This window comes from Terriglobus sp. YAF25 (genome assembly GCF_052113305.1).
Taxonomy (GTDB): Bacteria; Acidobacteriota; Terriglobia; order Terriglobales; family Acidobacteriaceae; genus Terriglobus.
The window spans coordinates 1-4,475 of the sequence record NZ_JBFRCY010000376.1; the positions used below are offsets into that span (position 1 = coordinate 1).

1 protein-coding gene and 1 pseudogene are annotated in these 4,475 nt (G+C 55.8%); both read right to left on the reverse strand.

Annotation, left to right across the window (positions count from 1 at the left end; all coding sequences use genetic code 11):
• Positions 1 to 50: 50 nt before the first annotated feature.
• Positions 51 to 3,797 carry a TonB-dependent receptor domain-containing protein gene (locus AB4043_RS15915; RefSeq protein WP_442307490.1) on the reverse strand — a complete coding sequence of 1,249 codons (3,747 nt, stop codon included), beginning with the start codon at positions 3,795 to 3,797 and terminating at the stop codon, positions 51 to 53.
• Positions 3,798 to 4,217: 420 nt separating this feature from the next.
• Positions 4,218 to 4,475: pseudogene (locus tag AB4043_RS15920) on the reverse strand (hypothetical protein); the annotation flags it as partial.

A 4,475-nucleotide genomic window follows, 5' to 3' on the forward strand; every position in this document is an offset into this window, starting at 1 on the left:
GTAGCCAAAGAAATGCCGCCGGCGAACCGGCGGCTTTCCGAGTTGGAGGGTTAGAACTCGATGCGGGCAGCAAGCTGCAACGCGCGGTTGATGGGCGCCGAGGTGTCGACCACCATCGTTCCATAGCTGGAGCTACCGAACGTGTTCAACACAGCATTGGACTGGCTGTACACAAAGCGGGTGTGGTTAGTTACGTTGAAGTAATCGGCTTCCAGAACGAGCTTCGACGACTCGAACGATCCCACATGAGGTAGATCGATCGCGCGACGCAGGCTCAAATCCAGTTTGTAGTTGCCAGGCTGGAAGAGACCCGCATACGGGGCCGTGCGTGCCGTCGTACTGAACTTGTAGTCGTACTGCGCCTGAGCATTGGCGTAGGCGACAAATGCATTCGGATCCAGGAACTGCTTGCTCCCTACTTCAGCCGATGTAAGAGGACGTACTCCTACGTTCTGCAGGCGCCCGTTACCAACGTAGCTGGGGTTCATCTGCGGATAGCAGGCATTCTGAGACGGGTTTGTATTGCACGAGTTCATTGTGATCGACAGGGGAGCCCCTGAGTATGCCGTGAAGATTCCCGACAGACGGAAGCCACCGAAGGCAACGCGAGACCAGCGCGAGCCGCCGCCCAACGCTCCGGTACCAAAAGGCAGGTTATACGCACCGGTCGTCACGAATTTGTGGCGCTGATCTCCGAGAGACAAGCTCTGATCAAGAGAACGAGCGGCATGGAACTGCCCGTCAGAAGATACAGAAGCCGGAATGTCATAACCCGAGCGGAAAGTACCGTTGTTATCGATCGTACGTGACCACTGGTAGTTGGTCATGAACGTGAGACCGTTGGTCAGGCGCTTCGTGATATAGATCTGCAGCGCATGGAAGCTGGTATTACCCACAAAGCCATATGCATCGCTGATGCTGTTGTATTGCGGAAATGGCTTGAGCAATTGAGAAATTGTCGGGTTGCCTACGCCGCCAAAACTGGCATACGGCAGCGTTACACCTGCAGAGGCACGAGCGGATGCCGATGATGCCGCCGAGCCGAGCAGCGAACCGAGAGTCAGATACTTCGGGTCGAGCTGGTTCGAAGCAATGCCACGGCCATTCAGGCTGTCCGGCTGAAGGAAGTGCCCCTTCGAACCGACATAACTCATGGTCAGCGTAGTGCTCGGAGTGAGCTCACGCTGGATACCGAAGTTCCAGTTGATGAACTGAGGTGCACGGCCGCCGTAGTTCGGATCTGCATACGAAGGCGTCTGAGCAGGGCTGGAAATGAGTGTGGTGTTGTAGGTACCGATGGCCGGATCAAGGTTCGGAGGAGCTGCGTACGACGGGAAGGTTGTATCAAGCTTCCAGTACTGCGAACCGACCTGTCCGGAAGTAGGTTGTGTGAAGGTTGTGCTGGGGCTCACGCTATAGCCCAGCAGACCAACCCCCTGACGGGCGGTGGCGCTGCCGCCATTCGCGTTTCCATGGGTATAGATAACGCTATAGCTTCCGCGAATAACCGTTTTCGGGTCGAGCTGGTACGCAAAACCAACGCGCGGGCTGAAGCCTTTGAAGTAGTCATTCACCGGCCGATCGCAATTGCACTTACCGGAACCGTAGCCGCCGAAAGCGACCGCACCCTTGATTCCAACCACCGGATTGGTTGCGTTCGGATCGAAATAGGCAAACCGGTTCTTCACTTCACGGTAGCTTGGGAAGTAGTCGAAACGCACACCCAGATCCAGAGTCAGCTTCGAGGTAATCTTCCAGTTGTCCTGAACATAAGGCGAGATCGGACGGAAGCGCGCACCCGTCTCCGGGACGGCAGACAGAGTGAATGTACCAGTGTTGACTGCACCAATCAGGTAGCTGCCGTACGCCTGACCGGTGGACGAATTGACGGCAGTGGTGGGATTACCGTTCGTAACAGTGAAAGCGCCAGTGGCTGTGCTGTTGAAGGTCAACTGCAGCGGGTTCACACCGGTCGCATTATTAAGGAAGTTGTACTGCATCCATGCAATCTGCGCGCCGAAGGTGAACGTGTGATTGCCCTTGGTGTACTGCAGGTTATCGACCAGCACGAAGCCGTTCGCAACCGGACGATTGCTGGAATAGCCAGCCCAACGATTGATGTTGGTATTGCCAGTGAAGGTTACGGTCGGAAATGAATCCTGAGCCTGTCCAGTGGGCAGACCAGAAATTCCATTTGCAGCAGCGCCCCAGCCATTGCCGATGTCCTGGTTAAATCCAGGGCCGTCATAGCGACCGAAGGCGTAGTTGATCTGATTCGTGATGCGCGGCGTGATCGCGTAGGYGTGTTCGAAGAGAAATACCTTCGTCTTCGGAGCAAACTGCTGTGATGAAATGTACGGCGGCGGCATACCGTTGGACGAGGACGAAACTGTCACAGCGGCAGGGGCTGTCGTTGACTGACGGCCCCAGGCGAGTACTACCGAAAGAGCCTGCTTGCTGTTGATCGTGTAATCAATACGGTTCGTCGTAGTCCAGTTGCTCAGACCTGTCTTGTAGTTCACGAGGTAGTTATTGTTGACCGTGTTGGTCGTCGGGGCCGGGAGGTACGACTGGAGTCGGCGTGCCACGGCGGACTGGCGCGAAACCGGAATGATATTTCCCGCAAACCCATTACGCTTGTAACCGCCGCCTGAGACAGTGGTCGTGTCAGGATCATAAAGGCAGCCAGAGGCAGGATTGCTGGACGCGGTGCAACCGGTTGCCAGTTCAGTAAAGTCACCCTGACGCATCTTCAGCGTCGGAATCGTCATCGACTGAAATGGGACCTGCCGGGAAAACCGATATCCTTCATAACCACCGAAGACAAATAGCTTGTCCTTGATGATTGGGAAACCGACGAAGAGCCCGTACTCGTGCTGGTGCTCTGTAGGCTTCTGGAGTTGTCCCGTCAGCGGGTTGGTGGTCTTCTGGAAACCCCATGTGTCCAGCCCGGTATCACGGAAGTAGTCGTAGGCCGCACCGTGGATACGGTTCGTACCACGCTTGACCACGTAGTTCTGAACACCCTGGCCTTCATAGATCGCCGAATAGCCGACGGTCTGCACCTGAAATTGCTCAATCGCGTCAACGGCCATGGAGGTCCAGACGAAGCGCGGGTCACCTTCTCCAGCTACCGAAGTAATTGGTACACCGTTGATGTAGATTGCCGAAACAGCGCCACGGCTACCGCCGCCATTCACGATACCGGCGTTGGTGGTCTGATTGCCATTTGTTACCTGAGCGCTGACGCCCGGCAGCAATGACGCAAAGTCGGTCGCGCGGCGTTGACCGCCGCCATCCTGAATCAGCGGAAGAGCAGAATACTGCTCCTGCTCGATGGTCACACCCAGAGTTGCGTTCGAGGTCTCGAGCGTCGGAGGAGCGTCGGAGACAGTCACAGACTCAGTCGCCTCACCGGTTGGCAGGGTCAGATCCACTGAAAAGGTCTGCAGCGCGTTTACGTTGACGTTTTCCTGCGTAACAGTCTTGAAGCCCTGCCGCGAGACGATGATGGTGTACTTACCCGGATCAAGAGAAAACGTGTACTCACCGGACGGGTTCGTTTGCACCGTCAGCTTCTTATTGGTGCCGATGTCGGTGATCGTGACAGACGCATCGGGCACCACAGCACCCGTGCCATCTACGATGCGGCCATTGATCGATCCCTTACCGGCAAGTTGCGCGCTGGCAGAGACCGATAGCACTGCAGCCAGAGCCAGAGGTGTCACACAGCGAGCGACCCCTTTGGTCAGACCAACTGCAAGCGTTAGTCGAGATATTGAAGAACGAAACGTCATTGGTTACTCCTAAAAGTGAACTCGCTGGCATACGTTCGCCGCGATCATCCGCCGTGCGCCTACCCTCATGCGCCGGCTCGGTCTCGAAATTCGAGAGTGTGCGAATGTTACGCTTGTGAAAACATGAGAGTCAAACAAAGTTTTCCGCATTGAAACGGTTCGGTAACTGTAGGCAAGTTACCGATGAAATGTCAGGTTTAATCGGTAGTTTCGATTAATTGAAGCGTTTCGATTGATCTCCATGAGTGGAGCCACATAGACCGCCTTACCGTCGCCCGTGTAGAGAACTTTTTCCTCTTTATTTCCAGAGACTTCCAGCAAACAGAAAAGGCCCGGCAACGGGCTTTACGGCCCTTCCTCCTGAGCGGCGGGAGGATGCTTTTTGAAATAGTTTCAATAGGGCAATGGTCAGACCAATAACTAGCGAACCAGTTTGCGCAGCCGAGCCACTGCTGCCACCGGGTCCCAGCGATCCGGAGCGCCAAGCAGCCCAGACGGTGTCCAGGACTTTTCCTCGCCGGACGTGAGCGGCGGATAGCTGACGATCCTATGCCCGTCGTTCACCCCGGGACCATGGGACTTGTACTCCCGGTAGTTGCTGGTCTTCAGGCGGCCGCTCCACTCTGACCATCCATCGGCCGCAATCTTCTGCTCTACATCCGTGTCGTAGAACAGCAC